This window comes from Roseobacter cerasinus (genome assembly GCF_009811755.1).
Classification (GTDB): Bacteria; Pseudomonadota; Alphaproteobacteria; order Rhodobacterales; family Rhodobacteraceae; genus Roseobacter; species Roseobacter cerasinus.
Genome location: NZ_BLIV01000007.1, coordinates 210,312 through 231,740 on the forward strand (window position 1 = coordinate 210,312; position 21,429 = coordinate 231,740).

General features: G+C 59.9%; 19 protein-coding genes and 3 pseudogenes. 7 read left to right on the forward strand and 15 right to left on the reverse strand.

Translation table 11 applies throughout. The features are described 5' to 3' along the window. Nucleotides 1–316: 316 nt before the first annotated feature. Nucleotides 317–538, reverse strand: a pseudogene (locus So717_RS22365) (transposase); the annotation flags it as partial. Between So717_RS22365 and So717_RS17840 the strand changes: the two are divergent. The 3 genes and pseudogenes from So717_RS17840 to So717_RS17850 form a co-directional block, all read left to right on the forward strand. Then, nucleotides 513–848, forward strand: a pseudogene (locus So717_RS17840) (NAD(P)/FAD-dependent oxidoreductase); the annotation flags it as partial. The pseudogenes So717_RS22365 and So717_RS17840 overlap by 26 nt on opposite strands. A gap of 96 nt (nucleotides 849–944) precedes the next feature. Further along, nucleotides 945–1,574, forward strand: coding sequence for a CDP-alcohol phosphatidyltransferase family protein (locus tag So717_RS17845; RefSeq protein ID WP_159979856.1), 630 nt, complete (start codon nucleotides 945–947; stop codon nucleotides 1,572–1,574). A gap of 362 nt (nucleotides 1,575–1,936) precedes the next feature. Then, nucleotides 1,937–2,080 (forward strand): annotated as a pseudogene (locus So717_RS17850) (IS5/IS1182 family transposase); the annotation flags it as partial. A 12-nt stretch (nucleotides 2,081–2,092) separates the two neighbouring features. On the opposite strand, the gene So717_RS22075 reads toward So717_RS17850, so the two are convergent. The 10 genes from So717_RS22075 to So717_RS17895 form a co-directional block, all read right to left on the reverse strand. Further along, complete coding sequence (locus So717_RS22075; RefSeq protein ID WP_174239063.1) at nucleotides 2,093–2,467, reverse strand: hypothetical protein; 375 nt, start codon at nucleotides 2,465–2,467, stop codon at nucleotides 2,093–2,095. After that, complete coding sequence (locus So717_RS17855; protein ID WP_159979858.1) at nucleotides 2,468–2,854, reverse strand: response regulator; 387 nt, start codon at nucleotides 2,852–2,854, stop codon at nucleotides 2,468–2,470. It lies immediately after the preceding gene. Nucleotides 2,855–2,856: 2 nt separating this feature from the next. Next, nucleotides 2,857–3,738, reverse strand: a complete 882-nt coding sequence (locus So717_RS17860; RefSeq protein ID WP_159979968.1) for a CheR family methyltransferase — start codon at nucleotides 3,736–3,738, stop codon at nucleotides 2,857–2,859. Continuing rightward, entirely contained in the window at nucleotides 3,738–4,196 is a 459-nt protein-coding gene (locus So717_RS17865; RefSeq protein ID WP_159979860.1) for a chemotaxis protein CheW, read from the reverse strand. Before So717_RS17865 ends, So717_RS17860 begins: the two co-directional genes overlap by 1 nt. Beyond that, complete coding sequence (locus So717_RS17870; protein ID WP_159979862.1) at nucleotides 4,193–6,448, reverse strand: chemotaxis protein CheA; 2,256 nt, start codon at nucleotides 6,446–6,448, stop codon at nucleotides 4,193–4,195. The genes So717_RS17865 and So717_RS17870 overlap by 4 nt, the downstream gene beginning before the upstream one ends. A 10-nt stretch (nucleotides 6,449–6,458) precedes the next feature. Next, nucleotides 6,459–6,824 (reverse strand): response regulator, encoded by a 366-nt coding sequence (locus tag So717_RS17875; RefSeq protein ID WP_159979864.1) that lies wholly within the window; start codon nucleotides 6,822–6,824, stop codon nucleotides 6,459–6,461. Then, nucleotides 6,821–7,096: an STAS domain-containing protein gene (locus So717_RS17880; protein ID WP_159979866.1), complete on the reverse strand. Its 276-nt coding sequence runs from the start codon at nucleotides 7,094–7,096 to the stop codon at nucleotides 6,821–6,823. Before So717_RS17880 ends, So717_RS17875 begins: the two co-directional genes overlap by 4 nt. A gap of 228 nt (nucleotides 7,097–7,324) precedes the next feature. Then, nucleotides 7,325–8,398, reverse strand: coding sequence for a methyltetrahydrofolate cobalamin methyltransferase (locus tag So717_RS17885; RefSeq protein WP_159979868.1), 1,074 nt, complete (start codon nucleotides 8,396–8,398; stop codon nucleotides 7,325–7,327). Nucleotides 8,399–8,413: 15 nt separating this feature from the next. Next, the gene (locus So717_RS17890; protein WP_159979870.1) at nucleotides 8,414–9,340 is read right to left on the reverse strand and encodes a methylenetetrahydrofolate reductase; all 927 of its coding nucleotides are present in this window, start codon (nucleotides 9,338–9,340) and stop codon (nucleotides 8,414–8,416) included. A 48-nt stretch (nucleotides 9,341–9,388) separates the two neighbouring features. After that, nucleotides 9,389–9,685: a virulence factor gene (locus So717_RS17895; RefSeq protein ID WP_159979872.1), complete on the reverse strand. Its 297-nt coding sequence runs from the start codon at nucleotides 9,683–9,685 to the stop codon at nucleotides 9,389–9,391. A 264-nt stretch (nucleotides 9,686–9,949) separates the two neighbouring features. Between So717_RS17895 and So717_RS17900 the strand changes: the two genes are divergently transcribed. The 4 genes from So717_RS17900 to So717_RS17915 all read left to right on the forward strand — a co-directional run bounded on the left by So717_RS17900 (nucleotide 9,950) and on the right by So717_RS17915 (nucleotide 15,871). Then, nucleotides 9,950–11,065 (forward strand): Ppx/GppA phosphatase family protein, encoded by a 1,116-nt coding sequence (locus tag So717_RS17900; RefSeq protein ID WP_159979874.1) that lies wholly within the window; start codon nucleotides 9,950–9,952, stop codon nucleotides 11,063–11,065. Continuing rightward, nucleotides 11,065–11,787: an RlmE family RNA methyltransferase gene (locus So717_RS17905; protein WP_159979876.1), complete on the forward strand. Its 723-nt coding sequence runs from the start codon at nucleotides 11,065–11,067 to the stop codon at nucleotides 11,785–11,787. Before So717_RS17900 ends, So717_RS17905 begins: the two co-directional genes overlap by 1 nt. Nucleotides 11,788–11,876: 89 nt before the next feature. Continuing rightward, complete coding sequence (locus tag So717_RS17910) at nucleotides 11,877–12,449, forward strand: hypothetical protein (RefSeq protein WP_159979878.1); 573 nt, start codon at nucleotides 11,877–11,879, stop codon at nucleotides 12,447–12,449. Between the two features lie 461 nt (nucleotides 12,450–12,910). Continuing rightward, nucleotides 12,911–15,871: an ABC transporter transmembrane domain-containing protein gene (locus So717_RS17915; protein WP_159979880.1), complete on the forward strand. Its 2,961-nt coding sequence runs from the start codon at nucleotides 12,911–12,913 to the stop codon at nucleotides 15,869–15,871. 55 nt (nucleotides 15,872–15,926) lie between these two features. Here So717_RS17915 and So717_RS17920 read toward each other — a convergent pair whose 3' ends face one another. The 4 genes from So717_RS17920 to So717_RS17935 all read right to left on the reverse strand — a co-directional run bounded on the left by So717_RS17920 (nucleotide 15,927) and on the right by So717_RS17935 (nucleotide 21,298). Next, a complete protein-coding gene (locus So717_RS17920; protein ID WP_159979882.1) occupies nucleotides 15,927–17,477 on the reverse strand; it encodes an alanine/glycine:cation symporter family protein in 1,551 nt (516 codons plus the stop codon). A gap of 10 nt (nucleotides 17,478–17,487) precedes the next feature. After that, nucleotides 17,488–17,925, reverse strand: coding sequence for a universal stress protein (locus So717_RS17925; protein WP_159979884.1), 438 nt, complete (start codon nucleotides 17,923–17,925; stop codon nucleotides 17,488–17,490). A gap of 284 nt (nucleotides 17,926–18,209) precedes the next feature. Then, complete coding sequence (locus tag So717_RS17930) at nucleotides 18,210–19,682, reverse strand: M81 family metallopeptidase (protein ID WP_159979886.1); 1,473 nt, start codon at nucleotides 19,680–19,682, stop codon at nucleotides 18,210–18,212. Continuing rightward, nucleotides 19,679–21,298: an amidohydrolase gene (locus So717_RS17935; RefSeq protein ID WP_159979888.1), complete on the reverse strand. Its 1,620-nt coding sequence runs from the start codon at nucleotides 21,296–21,298 to the stop codon at nucleotides 19,679–19,681. The genes So717_RS17930 and So717_RS17935 overlap by 4 nt, the downstream gene beginning before the upstream one ends. Between the last annotated feature and the right edge of the window lie 131 nt (nucleotides 21,299–21,429).

Sequence of the window (21,429 nt, forward strand, 5' to 3'; positions counted from 1 at the left end):
CTGTCGTGTCTTAATCCGAGCATGCACACTAAATCAGCCGAAGCCAGCATCATGCAATTGCACCGAAGGCTCAATTTGTCCCACGCGACCTTTGGATTGGCATCTCGAACCGCGCTCCAACCTGGTCGAATGGCAGGCCTCCGCGCGGTCATGCAGCATCACGAACCAGGCAATGCTGCGGTTTTCACTGTACTTGCACGCGCAGGATGACATCGCAATGACCGGATAGGGCTTCGGGGCGCGAAGGGCCACGACCCGGCGGCATGAGCACCCGGAAACGGACTGCGCACAGACATGAGATACGCGCAAAACTTGCCATCGCTTTGTCCAACGACACATCAGCAACCAACCGCGTCAACCTCGCAGTCTCTTCATCAGGCATCTTCAGGCGTTTCACTTCAGACGGCGTCGGTCCGCTGTACGTCTCTCGCGTGTTGAAAAATGTCGCTTCGGCAATTCCGGCCTTTCGGCAGACCTCGGCGACTGACGTGCCGTCTTCTACCTGCTTCGCTGGCACCAAGCTGGAGGCGGATGTGATCGTCTATGCCGCGACGATGGCTCGATGACTGGCAGGGTGGCAGATCCGATTGATCAGGAGACCGCAGACCGAGGTCGGCAAGGTCTGGAGTCCGGGCTCCGACACCCCCAAGAACCCAGGGTCCTGGGAGGGTGAGCAGCGCAATATGTGGACACCTGCGCAGGTGCAGACTCTTTGGCTGCATGGCGGCAAGCTGCATCAGTCGCGGCAGTACTCACGGTTCCTGTCGCCACAGATCAAAGCGCCGGTGGAGGGTGTCGCGACGCCGGTCAATAGTTTGCAGGATGTGCATCAGCGGGTGAGTATGTGATGGGGCGACCCCGGTTTGGGGCTGACTGCTGGTCAATACGCTTTCACTTTTTCGTAGAGCGATTGCGCGGCCCGCCCGGATCGGACAGAAGAGCGCATGTTTGATCGTCATCTGCGCAGACTGATGGACCCGACCCTCAATGCCATGGGGCGCCGATTGGCGCGTGCGGGCTGCACAGCCAACGGGATGACATTGGCCGGTCTGGTGATCGGGCTTGCCGCGTCGTGTCTGATTTACGGGGGGATGACCTTCTGGGCTCTTGCGCCGCTGCTGCTGAGCCGCTTGGCTGATGGGCTCGACGGGGCCGTGGCGCGGGCGACGCGCCAAACCGATTTTGGCGGATATTTCGACATATCGGCGGATTTCTTATTCTATGGCAGCGTGCCCTTCGCCTTCGTTTTGCTCGACCCGGCGCAGAACGGGGTGGCGGGGGCCTTCTTGCTGGCGTCCTTCTACTTCAATGGCACGAGCTTTCTCGGCTATGCCATTATTGCGGAGAAACGGGGGATGAAGACCTCAGCACAGGGGGTGAAGTCGCTCTATTACTCCAATGGGCTTTTGGAGGGCGGAGAGACAATTGTGTTTTTCATTGCTTTGTGTCTGTTGCCACATTGGTTTGAGCAACTCGCATGGGGGTTTGGCGTTGCCTGTTTTGCGACAGGTGCGCTGCGGATCTATGCCGCACAGAAGGTGTTTCGCCCGGCGGAAGAGCGGCAGTCCCCGTAAGAGTATGTTGGGGCAATCAAGACGCATCCGCTGTTCCTGCAGAGGGGAGGGTGCGGCGCGACGCTGGGAGATTTCGGCGGGGGTGAGGCACGTATCCGCAGATACAACTCCGTTCACACAATTGGTGATCTGTTGATCGCATCTGCCTCCGGCCAGACGACACTGCACCGCTGTGACAGGTTTGAGGGTGCGGCAAGCCGGGCGACGTACTGGCCGTGCAGCTGGCTTTGGCCACAGCCCTATCAACAGAAAGAAACAGGAACGGCTTCTGCTCACGGATCATGATATGAAGATGATCAGTGACCGCCTCGGGACCACCCCTCTCGTGACATTGCTGCGCAATGCACTGCCGGGCAATGGCCAAGCGTTGCTACAAACGGCGTAACCGGATCGAGATCATGTTCGGCAGATCGACAGATTGGCGGCGTGTTGCAAACCGATACGACCGATGCCCGAAGCTCTTCCTGTCGGCCATCACCTGCGCCGCACTCATCATTTATTGGATGTTAGACCTGGTCCTAGAAGAGATCCAGATCTTCTGGCGTGTTCGAAGTTTGGTCGCTGTAGTTTTTGGAGTCGCCATCCAGTATTGCGCGAGTGGCCTCCAATTTTAGCTTTTCGGAGAGCTTGCAAAGGTCGCTTGCGTTCAGTACCGACTTTTCGGATTGACTGAGAAGCAACAACATAAGCGCCAGATCCTCGAGCGATTGTCTAACGAAGTCCAGCGCCTGAAGATTTGTAATCGTCTGCGCATCTGGAGATTGCAAAAGACCTATCGACTGCCCAATCGTTTCTTCGACGTCAAAGATTTGCGCCGAGAGCTTATCAAGGTATTGCGAAAGGCGGGCTTGAATCTTTGAAACGTGCTCGTCAGTTCGACAGGTCGGCGACATTTACAAACGGCCCACGACAGCTTCAATACAATTGCGCAAAGCCGCCTGTTCAAAAGGCTTTTTCAGGTAGTTGTTCATGCCAAGCTTCTTGCCATGGTCGATGATCTGCTGCTCCGCCCGGCCGGTGATTAGAATGAAGCCGACGCCCTTTGTTTTTGGTCCACTGCGGAGTTGGTGCAATAGCTTCAATCCGTCCATCTCCGGCATGTTATAGTCGGAAATAACCAGATGAACGGGGTGCGTAGCCAGCGATTTGAGCGCGTCAACGCCGTTTTCCGCAGTCGATACGTTGCGAACGCCAAAGGCATCAAGCGCTTGCGTGATCAGCCCGCGGCTTGTCGACATGTCATCTACTACCATGATCCTGATTTGGTCTCGCAAAGACATATTCAATGTTCCTTCGACAGTGGTTCGGTTGATGTGCTGGCGGTTGTCGGGCGATAGGTGGTCGGCCCATCAGTTCGAAAGCCGGCTGTATCTGTGTCTGCGATACGCTCTGAATGCCCGAGGAAGAGATACCCATCGGGCTTGAGCATTTGATGAAATCGCGGCCAGAGCCGATTTTGTGTATCTAAATCAAAGTAGATAACAACATTTCGGCAGAAAATTATGTCCATCTTCTGCTTCATTGGCCAAGACGTTAGTAGATTGAGCTCTCGGAAAGCGATCATCTGCTGCAATTCTTTGTTGGCGATGAATACGGTTTCTCCGTTCTCGGAACCTTTGCGGAAGTGCCGCTGAAGAAGGGTCTCAGGTATCCCGGACGTCAGACGCTCAGGGTAGCTAGCGGCTGTCGCAAACTTGACCACATTGGGATCGATGTCGGTTGCGAGGATGCGAATGTCGAGATCCAGGACGTTTGGTATCGCTTCGGCCAGCGTCATAGCGATCGAGAGTGCCTCCTGACCATTTGAGCACCCTGCTGACCAAATTCTCACTTTTTCCCCATTCTTAAGCTTTGGGAGCAACATGTCTGCAATTCGGCTCTGCAAGATATCAAAGTGATGTTTTTCACGGAAGAAATGAGACACATTTGTTGTGAGCGCCGAGATCATATGTCGGCGCTCGTCTGCTCCATCTTCCGAACAGACAAACGCACTGTAGTCATCGAAGTCAGCCATGTTGAGCGCGCGAAGCCGGTGCCGCAGACGGGACTGAATCATTGATATCTTCTCGACAGCAAGTTGAAGCCCGCTTTCACGATATGCAAGTTGAGCAATCGCTTCAAAGCTTTCGGCCGTGATGCCGCTGTCTCCAACCTGATCCTTCATCACGCGGCTTGACCTTGTACAGAAGTCACAATCGAGCTGAGATCCAGGACACGGATCATTCTCTCGTCGATCACTGTGAGCGCGCTCACAACATTTGGAGCGTTGCTTGCTTGCATCTCCGGTGGCGGCTGAAGATCATCGTCTGTCAGGGCGATGATATCGGATACCGCATCGACCAGCAGACCGGTCATGACATCGTCGTGGTTCACGACGATTATGACATTCCGATCAGTTTGTTTCTGAGGCTTGAGGCCAAGCCTTTCCGACAAATCCATGACCGGGAGCACGGTTCCGCGCAGATTAATGACACCCTTCATGTAGCTTGGAGCGTGAGGGAGTGGCGTTGTTTTGGTCCACCCTCGGATTTCGCGCACCGACATGATGTCGAGCGAGTATTCTTGCTCGGCAAGCTGGAAAGTCAGCAACTCAATCGATGTTGATGTGTCTTTTTCACTCATGCCGTTGCTCCTGAAGTTGTCTGTGGCGTCGCCATTCCTGTTGCGCCAATCGCGTTCGTGATAATGTCGGAGGTGTCGAGAATTAGGGCAATTTGCCCATCTCCGAGAATGGTTGCTGCGGCGATTCCCGGCGCACGGTAGAAGCTGTCATCGAGACCTTTGATGACAACCTGACGTTGATCCTGGATGCTGTCGATGATCAGCGCGGCGTGGCTTCCATCTTCATGCGCGATCAGGAGTACGACAGATCCATCGTAGTTCTGCACAGGATCACGGTATCCAAGTTCCTTACCGAGATCAAAAAGTGGGACGAAGCCACTGCGAACGCGGACGACGTGCGCACCGGGGCGTACCATCTCTACATCATTGTCGGTCAGTGTGAGGGTTTCGATCACCACGTTGAGAGGGAGAACCAGTGTTTCCTCGGCCACCTGCACAACCATCCCGTCCAACACCGCAAGGGTGAGAGGCAATGAAATCGAGAAAGTGGTGCCTTCACCGGGGGTCGATGAAATGGATATCCGACCACCAAGCGCTTGAATTGATGTGCGCACAACATCCATGCCGACACCGCGGCCCGAGAGATCGGACACCACAGCGGCTGTTGAAAAACCTGGCAAGAACAGCAGGTTGTCGATTTCGCCATCCGAAAGGGACGCATCCGCCGGAATCAAGCCTTTGTCTATCGCGATCTGCATTACCTTGGGACGGTTGATGCCGCCGCCGTCGTCGGACACCTCAATCACAACCCGCCCGGAGCGGTGGGCGGCTGTGAGATTGACCTGCCCCTGTTCCGGCTTGCCAGCGGCAACCCTGTCTTCGGAATTCTCCAACCCGTGATCGACAGCATTGCGGATCATATGCGTGAGTGGATCCGCAAGTCTTTCGATAACAGTTTTGTCGACCTCGGTACTTTCGCCCTCGGTATGCAGACGAACGTCTTTACCGACGGCTGCGGAAGCTTCGCGCACGATGCGTGACATACGCTGAAACAGCGATTTGACCGGTTGTGCGCGGATCATCATCACGCTGTCCTGGATGTCGCGCGTCAGACGTTGAAATTCCTCCAGACCGTTCATCGCATCAGAGTGAGGTGAAAGACCCGATCGTTCGAGGCTTTGGGCCAGCATCGCCTGATTGATCACGAGCTCGCCTACCAGGTTGACCAATCGTTCGATCCGGTCGAGATCGACCCGAACCACGGACTTGGCCGCAGTGGGGGATGATTGTCGTGCGGGGGCGGCTGTGGCTTTGGGCGCCGGAGGCGTGGAGTCTGCCGAGGTCATGGCTGGCTCCGGCGCGCTGCGATCTTCGCCTGACGGTTGTTGATCCGACTCAGGTTCGACGGCGGGGGGCACGTCGGGTGTTTCATCTGCCGTGTCTTCTGTTGAAGCATCGTTTGTGGCCGTTTCTTCGTCGGGCTGCTGTATATCGTCAGCCGTTGCTTTTTTTTTGATATCCAGCGTGCACAAACCTTCTACGAATTCGAACGAGGCCGCGATCTCCGCTTCTTGCGCCTCTGTCTCCAACTCGATCGTCCAGGCGAGATATGAGTTCTCCGGTGCAAGTGTGTCTAGGTCGGGCAGCTCATCGAGGTGGCAAGTGACCGTGCAGGTCCCCAGATCCTCCAGGGCCCGAAGCATGTGAAAGGGCTCGTTGCCGGTCTCGAAGAGATCATTGTCGGGCTTGAAGTAGATGATAAACTTTCCGTCGTCTGATGACGTATCCGGCTCCAGGGCTGGCAGTCCCATGCCGTCGTCGTCATCATCCCCACCCAGATCAAGATCGAGCGAAAGCGTGGCGGGCTGGAAGTCGATGTTCTCTTCTTCGCTGTCATCATCTTCTTCGATACCGGCATCACCCAGAAGGCCGTTCAGAGACGACAGCAGCTCTGCTGTGACATCGTCCGGTAGCGGACCGTCATCGCGGCTAATGCGGACCAGATCAGACAGGTGGTCGGCGCATTGGAAGAAAATTTTTCTCGCCGTGGTATCAGGTGACATACGGCCCGAGCGGACCTCATCCAGTACCGTTTCGAACCGGTGCGCAAATCGCACCAAGGCTTCAAGGCCGAATGCACCAGCCCCGCCTTTGATGGAATGTACCGCGCGGAAGACGATGTTGATCGTTTCAGGATCATCGTCGCCATCGTCGAGCGCTTGCAGCCCGTCTTGCAGTGCTTCGAGAAGCTCTTCGCATTCAATAAAAAACGAAGCGCGGATTTCCGCCATTGGGTCATTAGGGTCAGACATGATCGCTCCTCTATCCTGCAACCATTTGGAGCGCTTTGATCAGCTTCGCCGGATCAAACGGCTTCACGATCCAGCCGGTGGCCCCGGCGTCTCTTGCGCGCGCCTTAAGTTCGGGCGCGGCTTCTGTGGTAAGCACCAGTATCGGGGTGGCGCGGTGTTTGTCTTGGCCGCGCACCGCATCGATAAAACCAAATCCATCCATCCGTGGCATATTGATGTCAGTGATGATCGCATCCGGTTCGATGCCGTCCAGCACCTCGATGCCGTGCACGCCGTCATCGGCGGTGTGAACGTTGAAACCGGCAGGCAGCAATGCCAGGCGGATCATATCCCGCATTGTGCGACTGTCGTCGACGGCTAGTATCTCCAAGCTCATGTCCGCCCCCCTGCAATTGTTTCCGGGCTCATCCCCATGACGCGCAGCTGGTCGGTCACGCGGTCGGATGCGTTGATCAACGAGAGGGATCCACCGGCCGCCGCCGCACTTGTCGCTGCAGCCAGCATGACTTGCAGGCAAAGTGCCCCGAGATGCTTGACGTCGGTCAGATCGAGGACGAGATCCTCGGCTGCGTGGTCCTTCAACTGGGTCTTGAGCGTGGTTGCCGCAGGCAGATCAAGTCGGGACGGGAGTACGATGGGTTCACTCATTCTGCGTTCCTCTCAATACAGGATCCTTGCGGGTGCATCATTCTCTCCACATCGACTGGTTGCTCAAACACGGCGGTTGTAGAGCGCAGGATGTTAAGACCGCGTTACTGACCTCAGAAGTTTTGAGCTTGCCGTGCAGCAAGTCGCAATTGCTGCTTCGACATCCCCTAAAAAAACAAAAAACCCCGGCTGCGAGAGCCGGGGTTTTCAAGAGGGTGACGCATCAGGTCAGGCGCGGCGTCGCCTGCGCCCGCCGCGTCCGCGACCTTCCTGACCGGGCTTGGGGGGCGCTTTGTTGAATTCGATCCAGGCTCCACCGTGCGGGTCGTTGTCGGTGAGGAAATTCGCGGCTCGAATCGCTTCCATCTCTTTGCCGGGGCGTGGCTTGGTCGATCCCAGACCGGTGAGTTCGCAGAAAAGCTCGGGATCCATGTCATCGGGGACGATGACACCAGCGGCTGCCAGTTCGGCACGCTTGGCCTCGATCTTGGCAGGTGACACGGGCAGGGCAACCGGGTTCATGATCGCCGAGGTCATGCCCGCACCCATGGCCATCGGCAGGAACGCATTGTTGATGCCGTGGCGGTTGGGCAAGCCAAAGGAGATATTCGACGCACCACAGGTGGTATTCACCCCCAGCTCTTCGCGCAGGCGGCGCACAAGGGTGAAAACCTGATTGCCTGCTGTCGCCATGGCCCCGATGGGCATCACCAGTGGGTCGACAACAATATCATGCGCGGGGATGCCGAAATCGGCCGCGCGCTCGACAATCTTCTTGGCGACAGCAAAGCGCACATCGGGGTCTTCGGAAATCCCTGTGTCATCGTTTGAGATGGCCACCACGGGCACATTATACTTCTTGACCAGCGGCAGTACGATCTCCAGCCGCTCTTCCTCGCCTGTGACCGAATTCAAAAGGGGGCGACCCTCGCAAGCCTCAAGGCCGGATTCCAGCGCACCCGGTACGGAGCTATCAATGCACAGCGGCACATCGACGATGGCCTGCACCCGCTGCACCAGTTCTTTCATCAACGGAGGTTCGACAAAATTGTTGTCGGCGTAGCGCGTGTCTTCGGCCATCTTGTTTGTGAAAACAGCCCCCGAGTTCACGTCGAGCACGGTCGCCCCTGCGGCCACCTGCGCCAGCGCGTCCGCCTCGACGGTGGAGAAATCCCCCGCTTCAAGCTCCAGCGCCAGTTTCTTGCGGCCGGTCGGATTGATCCGTTCGCCAATCACGCAGAAGGGCTGATCAAAGCCGATGATCGCGGTCTTGGTCTTGGATTCGACAATGGTGCGGGTCATTCAGATGTCCTTGGATCAGGTGTTTGCAGGGGCAGTGGACGCGCCACCAGTGTCGATGGCCCATGTGGCGTTGGTCTTGATGCCGCCCAATGGGAAGAAGTGCACGTTTGTGATGTTGAAGCCGGGGTGCGCCGCCTTGTGTGCGGCCAATGCACCGACGACATCCGTGGGCTCATAAGGAAGCAGCAGTTTGGTGACATCCATCGCACGCTTCTGCAGCACCTTCAGGGAGGGACCGACACCACAGGCGATGGCGAATTTGATCAGGGTCTGCAGCTTCGCAGGCCCGGCGATGCCTATGTGCACCGGCAATGTGATGCCTTGGGCGGCCAGATCGTCTGCCCAGGCGATGATCGGTTTTGCGTCGAAGGCGAATTGCGTGGCAATCGCCATCTGCGCATCGGTGCGGCTCTGAAAGTCGTTTTTCCACTTCAGCGCAGCGGTCACATTTGTCATGGAGCCGTCGGCGTCGATGTCGCGGTTGCCCTCGGGGTGACCGGCCACGTGCAGGCGTTCAAAGCCCGCCTCGTCAAAGAGCCCTGTCTCCATCAGTTGCATGGAGCTGTCGAAGTCGCCATGCGGTTGCGCGACGCCACCGGCCAGCAACAGCGCCTGCTTCACATCCGCCTCACCCTGATAGCGCGCAATCCAGTCGGCCAGTGTCGCCTTGTCCTTGATGATGCGCGCGGGGAAGTGCGGCATCACCGGATAGCCATCTGCGTTCAGGCGTTTGGCGGTGGCGACCATATCGTCAATCGGCGTGCCTTCGATGTGGGCGATATAGACACGTGTGCCTTCGGGCAGCAGATCGCGGAAATTCTCGACCTTCTCGGCGGTGCGCGGCATCACCTCGATGGAATAGTCCCGCAAGAAGGCTTCAACCTCCGGAGCGACGGTTTTTTCCGCGCGCGCATCTTTCTTCTTGAAATTCAGCAGAGCCATCAGACGGTCCTTTCGGGTCAGAAGTGGGTCGAGGAAGCGGGGCAGGGGTCAGGCCCAGCCGTCGTTGTTGATCAGGGCCTTGATGCGCTCGCGGTCATATTCGGCATCAAGACGCGCCGCTTGCGCATCGGCGATGGCCTCGGGATCACCATCAACCGCGAAGGGATCGGCCTTGCGCCACTCGGCCAGATAGGCATCAGTGTCCTCGGCGCCAACCTTCATCGCCGCGCGGTCAATGGCCTGTTCGAACCGTTCCGGCAGCTGTCGCTTGGAGCCACGCCGCCCTTTGCCCACGATCACCTGAGCCGGAATATCGCGCCAGTAGACTATCGTCACATCGGGCATGGGCCGAATCCCCCTCATCTCTTTTCGCCTATCTAACGGCTGCTGATCCGTTTTCGAGGCAGAATTTCGACAGAACACCATCTGTCCGCGACGCACTGTATCTATCGCATCTGCCCGTGCAGAGCGAGCGTTGCGATCCGCCAAAATCCTCATGAAGACCGTGAGCCGCAGCGCAGCCCGATATGTCACAGGACACAGCCAGCGCTTGCGCCCTCGCGCCGGGCGGACTACTCTAAGGTTAACTCGAAATGAAAGGCGCAAAAAATGGCGCCACAGCGTCCCAGAGGTGCGGGCGCGCTCGAAAAAAAGATGGCTCTGAGCCCCGCGCCAGTACCGTCCAGATCCGGTGAGCTTTATGCCGCGCTCGATCTGGGCACAAACAGCTGCCGCATGTTGATCGCCCAGCCGAAGGGAAATGGGTTCCATGTGGTCGACAGCTTCTCCAAATCCGTCCAATTGGGGTCGGGGCTGGAGAAAACCGGGCGGTTGTCGCGCGGCTCCATGACGCGCACCGTTCAGGCTCTGCGGATCTGCCAGCAAAAGCTGCGGCGCAACAAGGTGCGGCGGATGCGGCTGGTCGCCACCGAGGCCTGTCGCCGCGCGTTGAACGCTCAGGACTTCCTGCGGCGCGTCCAACGCGAGACGGGGCTGCGGCTCGATATCATCAAACCGCAGGAAGAGGCGCAACTCGCGGTGATCTCCTGCGCGCCGCTGGTCAGCCGCAATACCGAGAACCTGCTGGTGGTCGACATCGGCGGCGGCTCGACCGAGCTGGTCTGGATTGATCTGACGGATGTGCCGCGCCACGATCGGCCGCAGTCCATCATGCGGTTGCACAATGGGTTCAAGCCGGTGATGACCGATCTGCCACAGGCGCGCGTCGTCGACTGGATTTCGGTGCCCCTGGGCGTGGCGACACTGCGTGATCAGTTCAACGATGTGGAAGACGATGCCGCGCGTTTTGCGCTGATGAGCTGGTTTTTTGAAGAGAACCTGGCCGATTTTGCACCTTATCACGACACGCAGCCGCATGAGAAGTTCCAGATTGTCGGCACATCCGGCACCGTTACAACCGTGGCGGCGAGCCATCTGGGGCTGAAACGCTATGACAGGACCAAGGTGGACGGGTTGCATATGACATCCGACCAGATTGACCGGGTGATCCGGTCGTATCTGGCGCTTGGCCCTGCCGGGCGGCGAGCGGATCCGCGCATCGGGCAAGACCGGCAGGCGTTGATCATGTCCGGCTCCGCGATCTTACAGGCGCTCATGCGCTGTTGGCCAACCGACAGGTTGTCGGTCGCGGATCGCGGGTTGCGTGAGGGGCTGCTTTACGCGCAGATGAACGCGGATGGTGTGTTGGAAGACGGAGGGATCTGATGGCCAAGACGCCAAGCGGCAAAAACACCTCTGGCCGGGGCCAGCGGGAGTTGAAGGTCAAGGTGAAATCAGCGCGCGGGCGCAAACTCAGCTCCACGCGCTGGTTGCAGCGGCAGCTGAACGACCCGTATGTCAAGCGCGCAAAGGCCGAGGGCTATCGGGGGCGGGCCGCCTATAAGATCATGGAGCTGGACGACAAATACCGATTCCTTGTTCCTGGCGCCCGCGTGGTGGATCTGGGCGCGGCCCCCGGCGGGTGGTGCCAGGTGGCGGTCAAGCGGGTGAATGCGCTGGGGGAGAAATCGGGTAAAGCCGTCGGCACCATTCTCGGGATTGACTTGCAAGAGATGGAGCCCATCGCCGGCTGTGAGTTGTACCAGCTGGATTTCATGGAAGATGACGCGGATCTGAAGGTGAAGGATTGGCTGGGCGGCCAGGCCGATGTGGTGATGTCCGATATGGCGGCAAGCAGTTCCGGCCACAAGCAGACCGATCATTTGCGGATCATCGCGCTCTGCGAGGCGGCGGCCTACTTTGCCTTCGACGTGCTGGATGAGGGCGGAACATTTGTCGCCAAGGTGCTGGCGGGTGGCGCCGAGGGCGCGCTTCAACAGCTGTTGAAGCAGCGATTCTCGAAGGTCGCCAACATTAAACCACCGGCGTCACGGTCCGACAGTTCGGAAAAATTCGTTGTGGCGACAGGGTTTCGGGGTGCAGCCTAAAGGCTTTACCGCCCATTAAAGAAGTTCAGACTAGCGTGAGGTCGATCTGCGCCACTTTGGCGCACCGACCCTGAAAAAGGACTTTGGATATGTTCCGTGAATTCTCACTCGCGCTGCCCCTCGTGGTTGCAGCCAGTATTGCTGGCGCTGTTGATGCACCGCCCGCGATGAAGGCTTTCGTCGAAACCGACATCATGGCCTGGGCCACGGGCCCGCAGGTGGTGGATGCCATCAACGCGCAGAACGCGGAGACCGCAGGCGCCACCCAGGCGCAGATCGATGCCTGGGACGGGCAATGGCGGGCCGAGGTTGGCCAGGCTGAACAACCCTTGATCTCCGAAGTCATGGGCCGCTCCCTGTCGGCCTTTCTGGGCGAGCAGGTCGCAGCCTCCGGTGGTCGTATCACCGAGATTTTTGTCATGGATGGGCTTGGGCTCAATGTCGCGGCGAGCGACGTGACCTCCGATTACTGGCAAGGGGATGAGGCGAAGTTCCAGAAGACCCATGGCGTTGGTCCCGGCACCGTTTTCGTGGATGAGGTCGAATTTGACGAAAGCTCCCAAACCTACCAGGGGCAGGTGTCCGTCGCGCTGACCGATCCCGCCACAGGTGAGGTGATCGGCGCGATCACCGTTGGCCTGAATGCGGAAGCCTTCTTTTAAGTGATCCAGACTGCCGCGCGGGAACAGGTCTCGCGCGGCGGTTGTGCTGAATAATCCACGCGGTCGAGGGCGTGACCCGGTTGTTTCAAGAAGGTACTCGGCGTTTGCCTCGTCGCCCTTTCCTCACTGTTTCCCTCACACCTCTCCAAAACGGCTGGTCCGGATCGGCACTTGGTCGATTGTCTTCGGCCTCCACGTGATATCGCTTCCTGGCCGTGCGGTCATCGTCCAGTGACCATCCCCAATTGACCCGCCGTTCCTTTAAGGTGGTGCGCCGCCTCGGCGGTTGAGCTGTCTCCCTCGATAGGAGAGTGTGACGTGAAGCTATTTCTTAAATCCTCCCTCCTGCGCTAAGATGCTGCCAAATCGTCTGAAAACAGACCAGCTGTCTCGCATTGGGGGTGCGGACCATCGAAAAGTCTCTCTTTCAATTCATTTGGAAGCATTCCAGACGTGGGCAATTGAAACTGCTCATCGTCACCAGCAGCCTGTTTCCCTTCCTCTACCTCACGCTGGAACTGCCCAAACGCATCATCAACGACGCAATTGGGGCACAAAGCGCGCTGATCCGCGTGCTGGGCGTCGAGGTCACCCAGCTGCACTACCTCGCCATTCTCTGTCTGTGTTTTCTGATCTCCGTTCTGGTGCACGGGCTGCTGAAGATGCGAATCAACACCATGAAGGGTGTTCTGTCTGAGCGGTTGCTGCGCCGCCTGCGCTACACGCTGATCTCGCGCATGTTGCGCTTTCCCAAGGTCTACTTCCGGCGCACCTCGCAAGGTGAACTGGTCGCCATGATCACTGGCGAAACGGAGCCGATGGGTGGGATAATGGGTGAGGCGCTGACGCAGCCGGTGCTGCAGGCCGGGCAGATGATCACGATCCTGACCTTCCTGTTTTTGCAAAGCCCGTGGTTCGGTCTGGCCGCGATGGCCATGATCCCCCTGCAGGCCTGGCTGATCCCGCGCCTGCAGCGGCAAATCAACCTGATGAACAAGGAGCGCATCAAGGAAGTCCGCCACCTTGCGGCCCTGATCGGCGAAAGTGCCGCGGGCGCGTCCGAGTTGCGCATACACGGCGGCTGGCGCTACCGGCTGTCCATGATCAGCCACCGGTTGGGGATCATCTTCGGGATCCGGCTGCAGATCTATCGCAAGAAGTTCTTTATGAAGTTTCTCAACAACTTCATCACGCAGCTGACGCCGTTTTTCTTCTTCTCTGTGGGCGGATATCTGGTCATTCAGGGCGCCGTGTCGCTGGGCGCTCTGGTTGCCGCGCTGGCCGCCTACAAGGATCTCAGCTCCCCCTGGAAAGAGCTGCTGACCTTCTACAACCAGGCCCAGGACATGAGCCTGCGCTGGCATATCGTGACCGAGAAGTTCTCGCCCGGCGGAACGCTGGATGACCATCTCATTGAGGGCACCGTGGATGATATCCCCCGGCTTGATGGCCCGATTGTGCTCAACGATGTGACCGTGACGGATCCCGAAGGGCACCCGGTGCTGGAGCATGTCTCAGCCCGATTTGAGCCAGGAACGCTGGTGGCTGTCGACGCGCCGAGCCTGGAAGACCGGCTTGCATTGGGAGATCTGTTGACCCGCGAGCTGCTGCCCGCCAGCGGCACCATCCACATCGGCGAGATCGACCTGTCCGGACTGCACCAATCGGTGATTGCCGCGCGGATTGGCCATGCGGGTGCTGCACCCGTGCTGTTCCGCGGCAGTTTCGAGGATAACGCCCTGATGGCGTTGAAACCGCGCCCGGTTGGTCAGGTCGCCGAGGAGGCACAGATCGAGGCTGCGGAAAGTGCACTGGCGGGCAACAGCGGCGACCCCTTGGCCACCAATTGGCTTGATCCGGCGCGCGCAGGGCTGGGGGAGGGTCAGACGCTGGGCCGTTGGTGGCAGACACTGCTGGATGCGACCGGATCCGGTGAGGCGCTTTATCGCAGGGCGCTCGATCAACCGATCAACGAAACCACCAGTGTGGAATTGACCGACGGGTTGCTGGCGGCGCGGACCCGCGTGTGGGAAAGCGTGGTGCAGGCCGGGCTCGACAAATATGTGCACCGCTTCGATCCCGAACGCTACAATCCGGCGCTGCCGGTGACCAGCAACCTGCTCTTCGCTACGCTCCGCCGTTCGCTCAGTCAGCCGGAGCTTGCGGCGCAGACGGAGCTGTTCGAGATGATGCGCAGCTCCGGGCTGGAGCCGCAGTTGCTAGGGTTGGCGCGTGATGTGACCGGCATGCTGCACCGGATCTTTGGCACCGATGGCACCGAACATCCGCTGTTTCGCAAGCTGGGGCTGGATCCTGTTCTCTTTAACCAGTCTGTCGCCCTGGTTCTCGGCGGGGCGAAACGCAGCAATGCCGCGCTGAGCGTGGCGGAGAAGACCCTGTTGATGACGATCCCGGCACAGATCTCGATGGAGCAGGTGGGGCCCGCATTCACGTCGGATATTCAGGATCGCATCCTTGGCCTGAGAAAGGCAAATGGCGCGCGGGTCACCGGCGGTCTGGAGGCGCTTTATGCGCCCCTGGCCCCGGACCGGATCGCGCCCGGGTTGTCGGTTCTGGAGAATGCGCTCTACGGCAAGGTTTCGGATACGGCAGGCGGGCGGGCGGACGCCCTGCGCAGGCTTGTGGCTGATGTGTTGGAGCGGGACGGTCTGCGCACCCCCATTGTCGAGCTGATCTATGCCTTGCCGCTGGGACTGGGCGGTGCGGGGCTGCCCTCGACCTTTGCGGAGCCTTTGGCGATCAGCCGTGCGGCGGTCAAGCGGCCCGATATCCTGGTGCTGGATACGGTGCCCGCCAGCGACGCGCCCGAGACCCGCGCGACCGTGCTCCGGGCGGTGCGCGCCTTGCTGCCGGAGACCACGGTGATCTATCTGGGCGACAACTTCCCGAATTTCGACGATTTTGACCAGCACATTGAGATCCGCCAGGGGCGTATGGTGTCAGAGGAGGGCGCGGCAGACAGGATCGAGGACAGCGCGGCCAGCGCGGATCTGCTGCGCAAGGTGCGCGCGCTGGAGGCCACACCGCTGTTTTCAGGCCTGAACCGCAAGCAGCTGCGACTTTTGGCCTTTGGCGCGCGCTGGTTCTCGGCGGCGGCGGGGGATGTCATCTTTGAAAAGAACGACCGGCCCACCGACGGGGCTTATGTCATCCTCTCAGGCGAGGCGGTCCTGTACCAGCCCGAGATGGGCGATCCGGACAGCCCGGTGGCCAGCGTGGGGGCGGGTGCTCTGGTGGGCGAGTTGGGGGTTATCCGGGACGTCCCACGCGCCCTGACCATGAGCGCGCGCACGGATGTGGAGGCGCTGCGTCTCGGCTCCGAAGAGTTTCTGGCTGTTATTGAGAATGATGCCGCGACGGCCTTCAAACTGCTGCAGGTTGTCGCCGGATACACCACCTGATCTGTCGCATCAGGGTGGTCCCGGGGCAACAGTAGCCGCCCCGGGGGGATTTGCTCTAGTGGGCGAACTTCTTGATTTCGCCGGATTTCAGCCGCGCAGAGTAGGAGTTCAGCTCCGCCCGCACAATCGACATCAGGAAGTAGAGCGCCGTGATGTTGACCACCGCCATGGCAAAGATCGCCGCATCGGAGAAGTCGATCACCGGGCCGAGGCTGGCTGCCGCACCGATCACGATGAAGATGCAGAAGATGACCTTGAAGATCAGCTCCGACATTTTGCCCTCGCCAAAGAGGTAGGTCCAGGCCTTCAGCCCATAATACGACCAGGAGATCATGGTCGAGAAGGCAAAGAGCACCACCGCCAGCGCCAGGATGTAGGGGAACCAGCTGATGCCGGAGGCAAAGGCCGCGGAGGTCAACGCCACACCGGAGTTGCCATCCACCGTGGCAATCGCGCTGCCCGCGTCGTTCAGCACATAGTTGCCGGTCTCTGCGTCAATGATCAGCTGCTGCGAGATGATGATCACCAGCGCCGTCATGGTGCAGATCACAACCGTGTCGATCAGCGGCTCCAGCAGCGAGACAAAGCCTTCGGTGATCGGCTCTTTGGTGCGCACGGCAGAGTGTGCAATCGCCGCCGAGCCCACGCCCGCCTCGTTTGAGAAAGCCGCACGCTTGAAGCCCTGGATCAGCGCACCGACAAAGCCGCCTGCCACGCCGAGGCCGGTGAAAGCGCCTGCGAAGATCTGGCCAAAGGCCCAGCCGATCATGTCGTAATTCACGATCAGGATGATCGCGGCGGCACCCACATACATGATGCCCATGAAAGGCACGACTTTCTCGGTGACCCGGGCGATGGATTTGATACCGCCGACGATGACCGCGAAAACCACAGCGGCAAAGATGATGCCGGTGATCCAGCCGGGATAGTCGCCAGTGATCTGGGTGATCTGCGCATGCGCCTGGTTGGCCTGAAACATGTTCCCTCCGCCCAAAGCGCCCAAGATGCAGAAGACAGAGAAGAGGATCGCAAGGATACCGCCCCCCGGCAGGCCGCGTTCCTTGAAGCCCTTGGACATATAGTACATCGGGCCGCCCGAAACGGTCCCGTCCGGGTACTCGTTGCGATATTTCACGCCGAGCGTACATTCGGTGAATTTCGACGCCATGCCCAGAAGACCCGCGAGGATCATCCAGAAGGTGGCCCCTGGGCCGCCGATCCCGACCGCCACGGCGACGCCCGCGATGTTCCCAAGACCGACGGTGCCGGACAGGGCGGTGGCCAGCGCCTGAAAGTGGCTCACCTCGCCGGCATCGTCAGGGTCGGAGTAGTCGCCTTTCACCAGCGAAATCGAATGACCGAAGTACCGCAGCTGCACAAAGGCGAAGTAGATGGTGAAAATGGAGGCCGCGACCACCAGCCACAGCACGATCCAGGGAAAGCTGGTGCCGGGCAGAGGCGCAAAGATCAGGTTGACGAAGGGGCCGGTGAAATCGGCAAAGACGGCGTTCACACGCGCGTCAAGCGAGGCGGCCTCCTGTGCGGCGGCAGGCAGGGCCGCAAACCCCGCAGCGCCTGTGAGAAGGCTTTTTCTGATGAATGTCATAATGGTCCCCTTATCCAATGACCGTAACCGGCACCGTTGCGCTCATGACCAGATTGGCGGTCGAGCTGCCGAAAATGCGTTTTGTAAGGCCGCTTTCTGATGTGCGGCAGACGATGATCTGATGGCCACCTTCCTTTTCGCAGATGCTGTTGAGCGTATGGGCCACGTCACCGTGACGGACAACGCCCTTGGCCGTGATCCCCTTTTTCTGTAGCGAGGCCACGGCAGGCTCCACAACGCGTTCACGCGCGGTGGAGATTTCCTCTTCTCGCCGCTTGTGCCGCTGCGCGTTCTCCTCGGCCGTTTGAAATGAAAACGGTGACCATTCGATCACATAGGCCACGACGAGTTCGCAATCCTCGATCCTGCTGGCCAGGTCTGAGGCAAAGTCGAGCGCGCGGTCCCCGGACCCCGCCCCATCCAGCCCAATCACCAGTTTGGTTGTCATTATCTGTCCCTCTTCGGCAGTATTGCAGTTTTGTTATGCCCACCCATGTTCAACGCATACGTGTGGTCCGGCAATTGTTAATTTTTGCGACCTCCCGAGCGGCTGTCGCCAACCCTCTGCATTTTCACTAATTTTTTGAGGATTATGCGCTGAAAATGCAGGTTTTTCAGGAAAAACGCCCAAAATTCAGGCCGAATGCAAGGAAAACGCCTGCCCTGGCTTGTGGGCTGATCAGCAGATCTTGGCTTTTTTCGGTCCGCATGCGCCCGAAATAGGCGCAGCGGTCAGGTTTTTGACGGTGGAAACCTGGGTCCGGATGGCTCGATGCGCAGGCCTGCGCGCAGGCGGGTAAAGGGCAGGGTGTCCAGGTGGCAGGGGTTCGCCCCCGGTGCTTCGGCAAAGAGGATACGGTCGGTGATGCGCAGATAGTCGGCCATGAAATGCACGCCGGATTTGACGCAGACAAGCGCGTGGTCCGCAGGCTCGATCCCGACAACGCGGAACATCTCCTGATCGGCGTTCTGGCTGCGGCGGGAGCCGACAACGACGGTGATACCCGTCCCTTTGAGTTTCAGCCGGGCGATTGGCCCAAGGTGCGCCCGGGCACCGCCATACATGGGTCCGGTGAAGTCGAACACCCCGTTTGAGAGCCGCTCGACACGAACCGTTGCAATGACGGGCTGCGAATAGTCCGTGAACGTGCCGCCGAGGGCGATCTCGATTTCGGCGCCTTCGCCAGCAGCATGGGCCTTGGCAGCGGCGTCGGGGTCATAGAGCATCGACAGCACGGCATCGGGCACCTGCGCGTCGATCAGAGCTTGCAGCACGCCGGTGGTCTCGCCCGTGCCGCCCGCGCCAGGATTGTCCTGCGGGTCGGCGATGACGACCGGTGCGGGCAGGGTGAGCGCATGCGCAACACAGGCGTCGGCGGGTTCAAGACGCGCGTCAAACTGCGCTTCGGCGGCGGAAAAAGCGGCAGCGATGCGGTCGACCGCGGCCTGCGCCTTGGTCGGGTCCGAGTCGTAGGCAAAAATGCTGGGGCCGCAGTCCGGGATGTCGGCGGGCGGAAAGCCCATGGCGATGTCGGCGGAGGTGACGTCGAGGTCCTCCAACATCGCGTAGAGGCTGCGCGCCGGTTCGAACTCGGTGGCCTGTGCGGTGATTGGCACCAACAGATCGACCTGCGCATAGGCTTTGGCCAGCGGGCCCTGCAACAACCGGTCAAGCAACTGTGCCGTCCGCGCGCCAGTCTCCGCGAGATCGGTGTGCGGATAGGTGCGGTAGAGCGTGACCCCATCCGCCACCTCAGCCACCGCCGGGGAGAGGTTTGCGTGCAGATCAAAGCTCGCCACCAATGGCACATCCGGGCCGACGGTGGCGCGCAGGCGCCGCAGGATTTCCGCCTCCGCATCGTCAAAGGCGCGCGTCACCATGGCGCCGTGCAAGTCGAGATAGACCGCATCGGGCTGTGCCTCGGCCACAGCGGCCACAATCTCGCCGGTGATCGCCTCGAAGGCCTCATCTTCCACGTAGCCACCTGGCTCTGCCCCGGCCCAGAGGATCGGGATCATTTCATGGGGGCAGGCGGCCATGAAGCCGGAGAGTGGAATGTTCAGCCCGCGCATGGTGTCGTGCAGGACCTCCCCTCGGGTCAGCGCAGGCCAAGCACCGCCGGTCTCAAAGAGGCTCAGCGGCGTGGGGAAGGGGGCAAAGGTGTTGGTTTCATGTTGAAACCCCGCGACGGCAACGCGGGTCATGCGGTCACCTCACCGCCCAGAACAGTCGCCACCACCTCGATATCGCGTAGCGCCATCGGGTCCACGCTCAGCGGGTCTTCACCCAGCACGCAGAAATCCGCGTGTTTCCCGGTCTGGATCGAGCCGATCTCGTGATCCAGTTTCAGCACGTGCGCCGCCCCCAGCGTGATGCAATGCAGTGCCTGCGGTACGGTGATCTGCTGGCTCGTGCCCAGCACGCGGCCCGTCTCCGTCACCCGGTTCACCGCTGCCCAGGCGGTGACCAGCGGCGCCATGGGAGTGATCGGCGCGTCGGAGTGGATCGCGAATTCATTGTCGAAGATCTCCACCGCATCCCGACAAGCGTTCATGCGGCTCGCGCGGTCGGGGCCAAGGGTCTTGGTCCAATGGATATCGCCGAAATAGTGGATGTGGTTGCCGAAGATGTTGCAGGTCAGCCCCAGCGCTTTCATGCGTTTGAACTGGTCGCGGGTGGCCAGCTGAACATGCTCCAGCGTATGGCGCAGGTCCGGGTTGGGATACTTCAGCATGACCTCTTCATAGACGTCGATGGCGAACTCCGAGGCGGCATCCCCATTGGTGTGGATATGCGTTTTCACTCCCGCTTTGTGCAGCGCCTCGACCGCGCGGCGGTAGTGGTCGAGATCCATGTTCCAGATGCCATTGTCCTCGCCGGTGAAGTACCCCGGCGCCTTGAGCTTGGCGGTGTAGCCCTGGATCGCGCCGTCGGTGAAGAGCTTGGCGCGGCCCAGCGACAGCCTGTCGGTGGAGCGGGCGCGCAATCGAAGCGCACGGGCGGCTTCCTCCTCCGGGTCGCCGACCATCGCATTCATGATGGGCACAAAGCGGGCGGGGAAAGCGGGGTCATGCACCACCCGCTCGATCATGGTCACCTCGTCGTCGTGCAGGTCCGACAGCAGCTCGGCCACCGTCGTCACACCGCAGAGGCGGGCGACTTGACCGTAGGCGCGCAGGCTTGGCTCGGTCGCCATATTGAGGAAGTTGTAGCCGCTCGCCTCGCACATCGGCGTCATAGCCGCGAATTCCTGCAGCTCGCCATTGGGAGTGCCATCTGGGCCTTTCATCACCCCTTCGATATTCGTGCCAGCGTCAAAGCCTGCCAGCGCCAGGGCGGCAGAATTCACTGTCATCAGGTGGAAGTTCGAATGCGAGACAATCACCGGATGATCGGTCGAGACCTGATCGAGGTGGTCCTTGTCGAACCGCCGCCCGGCAAGGAAGTTCGGGTCCAGTCCCCAGCCGATGATCGGCGTGCCCTTGGGCGTGTTTGCCGCGACCGCGCGCAGTCGTGCGATGATCGCGTCATAGTCTCCGACGCCCTCCCAGGTTTTGCCCTGCGGGTCCGTGCGCGCGTAGTGACCGCAATAGGTATAGTCCCAGATGCCCCCCGCCATGACGTGGGCGTGGGCTTCGATCAGCCCGGGCAAAATCACCTGGTCGGCAAAGCGATCATCGACTTGCGCCTCCCCCCAACCCTCGGCGCAATCGGGCCCGCCGACTGCCAGCACACGGCCATCGCGCACAGCCACATGGGTGGCTTCGGGGCGGTTCGGGTCCATGGTGATGACCTTGGCGGCGCGGAAAACTGTGATCATGAGACGTCCTTTGCAATGAGTGCCCGCGCTTCGGGCACGGAGGGCTTTGCCGAGAGAAACAGCCCCGCGCGAGATTGACAACCCGCCATGGCGCGTGCCTCATTAACCTTGCGTAACCAAGAAACAACACA

What these genes read in the sequence shown, in the direction of transcription:
- So717_RS17845 (WP_159979856.1), top strand. Translation starts at nt 945, where the DNA reads ATGTTTGATCGTCATCTGCGCAGACTGATGGACCCGACCCTCAATGCC.
- So717_RS22075 (WP_174239063.1), bottom strand. Translation starts at nt 2,467, where the DNA reads ATGTCGCCGACCTGTCGAACTGACGAGCACGTTTCAAAGATTCAAGCC.
- So717_RS17855 (WP_159979858.1), bottom strand. Translation starts at nt 2,854, where the DNA reads ATGTCTTTGCGAGACCAAATCAGGATCATGGTAGTAGATGACATGTCG.
- So717_RS17860 (WP_159979968.1), bottom strand. Translation starts at nt 3,738, where the DNA reads ATGAAGGATCAGGTTGGAGACAGCGGCATCACGGCCGAAAGCTTTGAA.
- So717_RS17865 (WP_159979860.1), bottom strand. Translation starts at nt 4,196, where the DNA reads ATGAGTGAAAAAGACACATCAACATCGATTGAGTTGCTGACTTTCCAG.
- So717_RS17870 (WP_159979862.1), bottom strand. Translation starts at nt 6,448, where the DNA reads ATGTCTGACCCTAATGACCCAATGGCGGAAATCCGCGCTTCGTTTTTT.
- So717_RS17875 (WP_159979864.1), bottom strand. Translation starts at nt 6,824, where the DNA reads ATGAGCTTGGAGATACTAGCCGTCGACGACAGTCGCACAATGCGGGAT.
- So717_RS17880 (WP_159979866.1), bottom strand. Translation starts at nt 7,096, where the DNA reads ATGAGTGAACCCATCGTACTCCCGTCCCGACTTGATCTGCCTGCGGCA.
- So717_RS17885 (WP_159979868.1), bottom strand. Translation starts at nt 8,398, where the DNA reads ATGACCCGCACCATTGTCGAATCCAAGACCAAGACCGCGATCATCGGC.
- So717_RS17890 (WP_159979870.1), bottom strand. Translation starts at nt 9,340, where the DNA reads ATGGCTCTGCTGAATTTCAAGAAGAAAGATGCGCGCGCGGAAAAAACC.
- So717_RS17895 (WP_159979872.1), bottom strand. Translation starts at nt 9,685, where the DNA reads ATGCCCGATGTGACGATAGTCTACTGGCGCGATATTCCGGCTCAGGTG.
- So717_RS17900 (WP_159979874.1), top strand. Translation starts at nt 9,950, where the DNA reads ATGGCGCCACAGCGTCCCAGAGGTGCGGGCGCGCTCGAAAAAAAGATG.
- So717_RS17905 (WP_159979876.1), top strand. Translation starts at nt 11,065, where the DNA reads ATGGCCAAGACGCCAAGCGGCAAAAACACCTCTGGCCGGGGCCAGCGG.
- So717_RS17910 (WP_159979878.1), top strand. Translation starts at nt 11,877, where the DNA reads ATGTTCCGTGAATTCTCACTCGCGCTGCCCCTCGTGGTTGCAGCCAGT.
- So717_RS17920 (WP_159979882.1), bottom strand. Translation starts at nt 17,477, where the DNA reads ATGACATTCATCAGAAAAAGCCTTCTCACAGGCGCTGCGGGGTTTGCG.
- So717_RS17925 (WP_159979884.1), bottom strand. Translation starts at nt 17,925, where the DNA reads ATGACAACCAAACTGGTGATTGGGCTGGATGGGGCGGGGTCCGGGGAC.
- So717_RS17930 (WP_159979886.1), bottom strand. Translation starts at nt 19,682, where the DNA reads ATGACCCGCGTTGCCGTCGCGGGGTTTCAACATGAAACCAACACCTTT.
- So717_RS17935 (WP_159979888.1), bottom strand. Translation starts at nt 21,298, where the DNA reads ATGATCACAGTTTTCCGCGCCGCCAAGGTCATCACCATGGACCCGAAC.